At 58.1% G+C, this 6188-nt stretch carries 5 protein-coding genes and 1 pseudogene; 2 read left to right on the plus strand and 4 right to left on the minus strand.

Features of this window, described 5'->3' with window-relative positions:
• Positions 1–168 precede the first annotated feature (168 nt).
• Positions 169–1218, minus strand: a pseudogene (locus tag ACX80O_RS16485) (PDDEXK nuclease domain-containing protein).
• A 420-nt stretch (positions 1219–1638) separates the two neighbouring features.
• Entirely contained in the window at positions 1639–2205 is a 567-nt protein-coding gene (locus ACX80O_RS16490) for an ECF RNA polymerase sigma factor SigK (RefSeq protein WP_459334146.1), read from the minus strand.
• 540 nt (positions 2206–2745) lie between these two features.
• Between ACX80O_RS16490 and ACX80O_RS16495 the strand changes: the two genes are divergently transcribed.
• A complete protein-coding gene (locus ACX80O_RS16495; protein ID WP_459334147.1) occupies positions 2746–3582 on the plus strand; it encodes an alpha/beta fold hydrolase in 837 nt (278 codons plus the stop codon).
• Positions 3583–3894: 312 nt separating this feature from the next.
• On the opposite strand, the gene ACX80O_RS16500 is transcribed toward ACX80O_RS16495, so the two are convergent.
• Positions 3895–4407 carry a DUF6328 family protein gene (locus ACX80O_RS16500; RefSeq protein ID WP_459334148.1) on the minus strand — a complete coding sequence of 171 codons (513 nt, stop codon included), beginning with the start codon at positions 4405–4407 and terminating at the stop codon, positions 3895–3897.
• 852 nt (positions 4408–5259) lie between these two features.
• Between ACX80O_RS16500 and ACX80O_RS16505 the strand changes: the two genes are divergently transcribed.
• Positions 5260–5628, plus strand: coding sequence for a MarR family winged helix-turn-helix transcriptional regulator (locus ACX80O_RS16505; protein WP_459334149.1), 369 nt, complete (start codon positions 5260–5262; stop codon positions 5626–5628).
• Positions 5629–5929: 301 nt separating this feature from the next.
• On the opposite strand, the gene ACX80O_RS16510 is transcribed toward ACX80O_RS16505, so the two are convergent.
• The coding region (locus ACX80O_RS16510) for a Crp/Fnr family transcriptional regulator (RefSeq protein ID WP_459334150.1) at positions 5930–6188 on the minus strand (259 nt) is incomplete at its 5' end.

The raw sequence follows: 6188 nt of genomic DNA on the forward strand, positions 1-6188 counted from the left end.
AGGTTCGTGACGTCTTTGGCTGGCACCGTGGCGTCCAGCGCCGACCGTAGACGGGTCAGGTCTTCGGTGACTGCTGTGGGTGGGGCGACCTGAGCCATGGGTTCATCGAATCACACTCCAAGATTCTAGGAAATGCGCTGTCTTGTCTCTGGGGTTCTTGGCTCTGGTTTAGGCGGCTGGATCGTTGTGGGACTCGAGCTGGTCGAAGGCTGCCGTGAGTTCTTCAGCGGCGGGGAGGGCTTCTTTTTCGGCTGCTGGGAGGGATTCGTAGGTGTAGGTGGAGACGGCCATGGGCGAATCCGCCCGGCCCAGTGCGTAGCGGACGGTGTGCTCGTTTTTGCTGCCGCAGATGAGGATGCCAACCGTTTCCCGGTGGGCGGGGAGTTTGAGTTTGTCATCGACCAGGGCGACGTAGAAGTTTAGTTTCCCGGCGTACTCAGGCTGGAACTTGCCGGTCTTGAGCTCGATCACGAAGTACCGCAGCTGTGCAACGTGGAAGAACAACAGGTCGATGTAGAAGTCGTCCCCGCCGACGTCGAAGTGCACCTGCCGGCCAACGAAAGCGAAACCCGGGCCCAACTCCCGCAAGGTCTCAACGATCCGCTCTGTTAGCGCCAGTTCTAGATCCCTTTCGGCGACCTCGCCGCTGAGTCCGAGGAACTCGAAGGCGTAGGGGTCTTTAGCGACTTGCTGTGCGAGTTCGGAATCAGCGGGGGAGAGGTGCCGGGTGAAGTTCGACGGAGCGGCACCGGTGCGTTCCATGGATTTGTTCATGATCATGTTCATCAACACGTTACGAGACCAGCCGTACTCGGCCGCGGCCGCGGCATACCAATCACGTGCCGCAGGGTCATCAAGCTTGTCGATCAGGACCATGATGTGGCCCCACGGCAATTTCCCAGCAGTCTGCTGGGAAATTGGTTCAGCGTTCTGCCAGGCGGCCGCGAAGGCACGCATGTACTGCAGATTGCTTGGAGACAGGCCTTTCATCTATGGGAACTCCGCACGGAGATCCGTAGACAGTTGCTTGATGACACCGGTTCCCCACCCTTGCCGCACTTGCTGGGTGAGAATCTCATTTCCGATATTCCAGTACAGCTCGATCAGCTGCGTGTTGACCGTATGCAGCGCCCGGGTTCGGGCTTCTCTGACCCGGGTTTTGAGCGCATCGAGCGTCTGGCTGTAACCATCAGGAAGAACAACATCGGCGGGTGTCATAGCCTCATTCTCCCGACGCCGGCCTCTGCGCCGCGAATCCGACGTTGGCTGTGTCAATGTTCCGGGCTAGCGTATCAGACCGTTATCGGCTCTGTTCGATCTCGAAAGTTGGTTGGACATGCCTCCTCTTGCTGTGGCCCCTGTGTTCTGTCTAGAGTCCGGATGGGTTTCGGGCTTTATCCAGTTGGTCGTCCACGTCCATGAGGTCGCGGATCGCTGCGCTGAGGAGTCGCTGTGCGTCTGCCGGAGGGTGTGCAGTCGGATCACCGATAGAACGGGCGCTAGTACTAGCTTCAAGGATGCTTAACACGGTGCGCACGAGGTGGGAGCGCATTGACTCCAAATCGGAGAGGCGCCGTACCGGGTCACCCATTAGTAGGGTTTCCCCATGGGGTAGTAACGGGCTTTGTCCGGATGGGTTCACTTGGTTTCGTCCCCGTCCAGACAGGTTCGAAGGCTCTTGAGCCCATCTCGGATTCTGCTTTTGATGGTCGGTAGCGGGATGGACAGACGGTCGGCGACTTCGCGGTAGGTCAGACCGTCGTAGTAAGCAAGGTCGATCGCTTCACGCTGGCGAGGAGAGAGGGTATCCAGGCACTGGACAACGGTTTGAGCTTCGATTCGCGTCGTCACGGTTTCGGCCACCACATCGTAGTCCGGGCTGTGACTCGCGGTTACCCAACGTGCTTCCCTGTTGATGCTGGCTTGTTCTGAGCGAACTTTATCGACTGCTTTGTGGTGGGTGATCATCATCAGCCACGCTATCGCGCTGCCCAGGGCCGGATTGTATTTGTGGGCGTCACGCCACACGGTCAGATAAATGTCCTGAGTGATGTCCTGCGCTATTTCAGCGTTGACAATGATCCGGCGTGCAAGCCCATAGACCCGGCGGGATGTTAAGCGATAAAAGGTGGCAAATGCTTCACGGTCTCCCTGCCCTATCCTGAGGAGAAGCCCTGTGAGCCCTTCGTGTTCGGCAGGGTTCACGCCGCTGGGATTGCTTCTGGACGTTTCCAACCTCAAGGGTTTCCTAGGCCAAGCGTACTGTCCCGGGTGGCGTTGAGTTGTGCGCCGCCGTATGTATTCAAGACGATTCCCCCCCAGTGGTAGCTCGCCGTGCGGTCAGACGGAGGTCATAAACAACAGAAAAAAACGGTAACCGAGGCCGTCCCTTTTGCTTAAGATACCGCATGACATCTCAAAAGGGGCGGCTAGGCAACTAATCGCTCTACAAGCACCCATTCGGTGCCCAATAAACGATATGTTCTGCTCCCATGTGTAGGGATGCCGCTCATGTGCAGTTCCAAAACGATGTACGTTTACGTCACTGGCCACGTGAATATCCCTGCCTGAATATCCCTGTACGGGCCGCCGTCCCCCACTGAAGGCGGTATGAAACGACTCAGAGCGTCATATTTTGAATCAGTTGAGGTGTGAGGGACAGGACCCATCCGGAGGGCAGCCTGCTGACGAAGTGGGTAGAGTCGGGTTTGTACGCCGATCCCATCTCAATGTTGGAGGCTCTTCATGACAGAAGTTACTGCTCACCACGGTCTGTTCAAAGACACGAATCTGCACGTCGATGACACCGGCGGGTCCGGCCGACCAGTTGTCCTGATTCACGGTTGGCCCCTGTCCGGGGAATCCTTCAAAGACCAGGTCCCCGCTTTGGAAGATGCTGGATACCGGGTTATCAGCTACGACCGGCGGGGTTTCGGTCGCAGCGACAAGCCCCGCATCGGGTACACCTACGACACCCTTACGGAGGACCTACGTGCCCTCATCGAGGCGCTCGATCTCACTGACGCGACTCTGGTCGGTTTCTCCATGGGCGGAGGTGAGGTCGCCCGCTACTTCACCAAATACGGTACCGACCGGGTCCGTGGCGTCGTTTTCGCCGCCGCGGTACCTCCATTTTTGATGCAGGGCGAGGACAACCCCGATGGTCCGCTCACCAAGGACGCGGCGGAGGCGATGACATCGGACCTGACAGAGGACGAAGACTCCTTCTATGAAGGTTTCACCCGCGAGTTCTTCTCCGTCAACGGAGAGCTCAAGGTCACCGAAGCGCAACGCCGGGAAGCCCTCATCTTGTGTCAGCAGGCTGATAAGAAGGCCGCTCTGGCGTGCATGGAAGCCTTCGGGACCACCGATTTCCGCGACGACCTGCCAAATGTCACCGTCCCCGCCCTCGTTCTGCACGGCGACGGCGACGGCGTCGTACCCTTCGAAGGATCCGGCGCACGCACCCATGCAGCCCTGCCCGGCAGCGACCTGCACGTCATCCAGGGCGCACCACACGGCTGCAACGTAAGCCACCCGGACGAGTTCAACCAGGCATTGCTCACCTTCTTGCAAAAGTAGGACCAACACCTACATAAGAAAAGGTTGAGGCGCCCATCGATGGGTGCTTCAACCTTTCTGTAATGGAGCGCCTACTACTGGGCTGGGACCAATTTCCCGCTTTGGATGGGTGACGTCATGGGATGTTATCGGCGTAAGGAGCGATTCTCCTTGGGTGCCGGCAGTGCGATAACAAGGGTCAGGGCTTTGCGGGTGCCCCGCTGCCTCGACCGATGTCTGCGTTCCTTGTTGTGTACCAATGCCGGTCGGCGATCAGGACGGGCCATGATTCCTTCGGTAGATGACGAGGTATCCCTGTGAAGAGGGACTCGGCTATTGGTCAAACTTTTTTGTGGTGGTTTTCTGCCGTCCGACAATGGCAGGGTAAACCAACCAGAGTAGGGCTGCGACGAACAACAGGGCCACCAGGACGACTACTCCTGCCGTTCGGCCAAGCACGATGTCAAAGACGAGGGCAGCGCCGCCGGCCGCGAGCAGGGCAGTGCCCAGCAGCGATAAGCGCACCAACACGGCACTGTGTTCAACTATTCGCCGCTTAAGACGACGCCGGAACAAGGACCGGTGAAGACCGATCGGTGCCAGCAGCAGAACAATCATCACCGCAGCGACAATCACCAGGACCAGGTAGGTGACACGCTGGACGTCGTCGAGGTCGGCGAACGTGGGCTGAAACGGGACTGTGAACAAAAAGGCGACAAGGATTTGTGTCCCGGTTTGCATCACCCGCAGTTCCTGCAGCAATTCATTCCAGTTGCGATCCGACTGCTCCTCAAGGGTTTCGTGCCGGGCCTCATCCACGATGGCCTTTTCGGCTGGTTCTTCCATCAGTTGTCCTCTATCAGTTGCCATGTCTTAGACGCGCACATACGAGTCCCCCTTTTCTACAGCAGGCAACCTAGGTATTTCCCATGGAAGGGATCGGATACTCAAGCCAGAGGAACCGATGGAACTGAGACCACCATTACTACCTCTGGGAGCCGTGTTCATGCCGGCATCCTGAACGGAGCCGTCTTACGCCCCTACGGAGGCGGCTCTGTTCGGGGCTCCCCTTTATCCGGAACAGGTTTCCGCAGCCCCGGCAGTGCCTGCCGGTGGCAATGGGTGGCGCTGAACCGGACGACGCACAATAATTAGGTATGGAGCCAGCACACCAATCGAAACCCCTCACAGAGCTGCAGCGGAATTCCTCACCGGTGCCAGCTCGCCGACATTCCCGGAAACGGACTCAACCCTCGGACTCGAACAGCGAGCTGCGAAGCCTCATTGCCCGTCGATTGAATTCGCTAACGAAACTTGAGCGCCGGATACGCCACGATCACTGATCAATGCAGCAGGATTCGTCCCCGCGGCCCCACTACCTTGGGTAACGGGACCGTGGGCGTCACCGAAGACGGGTCGTTTCATGGCTGCAGACATCAGAAGTTGTGGATACTTCCAGGCGGCCGGACCCGGCTGTGCTGATGACCGTGCGCTAGAGGGTAATGAACAAAGATTCACCCCTTCAGCGCACGCGAAGACTACGGAATACGTTCCGAGAAGCTTCACTCCCGCTTCTTGATCGATCAGCTAGCCTCGGGCTTTCATGAGGGTGGTCCAGCGGGGTATTTTTAACGACGAAAAGTGCTCCTGACGTGGGTAAATGTAGTTACCAGCCGTTTACTCAGTACGGCTGTCTGGTTGAACGAACATCATCAAAACCTGTGCCTCGAAGAGCTAGCCGTCACCCACAACGATGCGACGACTCTCAGGGCCCTGTCCGACAGTGGCCCGATAAGCCAAGCAGGCCTCGCCGCCCTGGTCCATGTCCAAGCCCAAACTATGGGGAAGGTCCTTCAAAAACTCGAAGTAAAAGGGCTCGTAGCCCTTGCCCGCGCCACATGGGATGGACGCACTGTGCGCACCCGCATCACAGCCGAGGGAACCGGCGTCTTACGGCGCGTCGATCAGATGACCGAGGCGTCCGCGGAATCAGCCGGGCTGTCCGACGAAAAATTACGTACCGCGCTAATCAACATCATCGACACCTTTGAAACGACACCAGCCTGAACCGAGATAGTCAGCACACCCGATATAACGGGAGTCGAATATCGAGATGAAGGCTAGCAAGGGCCTGCAACCCCGGATCAGTCACAACTGACATAGCAGGGTGTTATCGGCGTTTGGTATGGAAGTATTCACCAGCCGAGGTGACCACTGATGGTTTCTGCCTTCGATGACTTTCCTACTCGCCGCGTTCAGGACTATCAGCAGCTGAGGTTGAATGGGCTTCCTCGACAAGCGCCAGCCAATTAGGGGTTGTGCCGCGAGTGCGGTATCTGAACCTGGTTCAGCCAGTTACTGCTGGGGCTCATGTGGTTTTTCGTGCAAGCTGTCTTAGGCCGGGGAGGTCTTCGATGATGATCCTGCCGCGTCCTTGGCGGATGAGGTGGTGGGTTGCGAGATCGGACATGGTTTTGCTGGTTGCTTCCCGGGTAACTCCGAGGAGTCCGGCGAGCTGTTCGTGGGTGAGCCGCACGGACAGGGAGCTGTTGAATCGGGGTTTGGGCGCGGATTCAGCTATTTTGAGCAGGGTCGAGGCTGCGCGGGCAGCTAGCGGCCGCAGCGCC

The sequence above is a fragment of the Arthrobacter glycogeni genome, from assembly GCF_054511155.1.